Here is a 1,477-nt window from a genome sequence, read left to right as displayed (position 1 = left end):
CTCATGGCGTATAGCCCAAGATTTTGGAGCCACGGTAATTCGATTGCCCACAGCAGGGGGTCCGGCTAAAGCCCGAAACCTGGGAGCGAAAGTAGCACAGAGCGATATCCTGTTCTTTATAGATGCTGATGTAGCAATCTATCCGGATACTATTGGTCAAGTGGTGAAAATCTTTAACAATGAACCTAATTTAACCGCTTTAATTGGTTCTTATGACGATGCTCCCGGTGCTGCTAATTTCCTTTCCCAGTACAAAAATTTACTCCACCACTACACTCACCAAACTGCATCTGAACAAGCATCTACCTTTTGGGGTGCCTGTGGCGCAATCCGTCGTGACATCTTTCTTGCCATGGGTGGCTTTGAGGAAAATTATCGTCAACCCTGTATTGAAGACATTGAGTTAGGCTATCGACTCAAGGAAAAAGGTTACAGGATTAAGCTGTGTAAGACTCTACGGGTGAAACATCTCAAGCGCTGGGGGATAATTTCTCTGCTTAGAGCTGACTTTTTCTACCGCGCCTTGCCCTGGACTGCCATAATTCTCAAGGTTCGCGACGCAAGTCCAGAAAACTGTCGTGAGCTTATCAGTGACTTGAACCTAAAACTGTCTAGTCGTATTAGTGTGGTGTTGGTCTATGCTCTACTAGGTGCTTTAGTTACAGCTTATTGGTGGTCTAGTACTGTGATTGCTATTGCTACCTGTGTGTTTAGTCTCGCCCTGCTAGTACTCAACAGACCTGTCTACCAATTCTTTTATCAAAAGCGTGGTCTATTATTCACTATACGAACCGTTCCATGGCACTGGCTGTATTACTTTTACAGCGGACTTGCGTTTGCCATTGGTATAGTTCGTCATTGGTTTAAAAAGTACCTAAAACCTCTGATAGACTTGCCTAATATATCAGGTTTTAATCATTATTGAAGCCTAATTATAATAGCAATTTAAGACTTTTGAGGTACAAATATTTAGGTTTTAGGGAGCAGGGAGCAGGGAGCAGGTAAGAGAGAAGAGGCAAGGGGAGCATGTCACCTTTGTAATTAGGTAAATAGATCCCCCCTAGCCCCCCTTAAAAAAGGGGGGAATTAGATTCAAAAGTCCCCCTTATTAAGGGGGATTTAGGGGGATCTAAATCAGGGATTAACAAAATTGACATGCTCCCAGAGGCAATAGCCAATAGTCAATTATGTGTACCTCATGAGTCCTATAAACGCTATATTACTGAATTTAATTTAAAAATTTGAACCATAACAGTTTATCATAACTGTTTTAATTTTAGGGTTAACCTAGAATTGCGATCGCTATGGAATAAAAATCGATATTCTCCTACTAAGAACTGACCACTAACGCACTCACCACTGACGCACTATTTTTAATCAATGGAACATTATCCCGTAGTGATTACAGGCGCAGGACCGGCTGGTCTTACTGCTGCCTATGACCTGGTTAAACAAGGCATTAAACCTATCGTTCTAG

Annotated in this window: 2 protein-coding genes; both read left to right on the top strand. The window is 42.2% G+C overall.

What is annotated here, in order from left to right; translation table 11 throughout:
• Positions 1 to 925, top strand: a 925-nt coding sequence (locus F6K49_RS48390) for a glycosyltransferase (RefSeq protein WP_293109798.1), incomplete at its 5' end; no start/stop codon positions are given.
• Positions 926 to 1,380: 455 nt separating this feature from the next.
• Positions 1,381 to 1,477 (top strand): FAD-dependent monooxygenase (locus F6K49_RS48385; RefSeq protein WP_293109800.1); only part of this gene is annotated, 97 nt, incomplete at its 3' end.

The sequence above is a fragment of the Moorena sp. SIO3I6 genome, from assembly GCF_010672095.1.
This window is presented reverse-complemented; position numbering and strand designations above follow the sequence as displayed.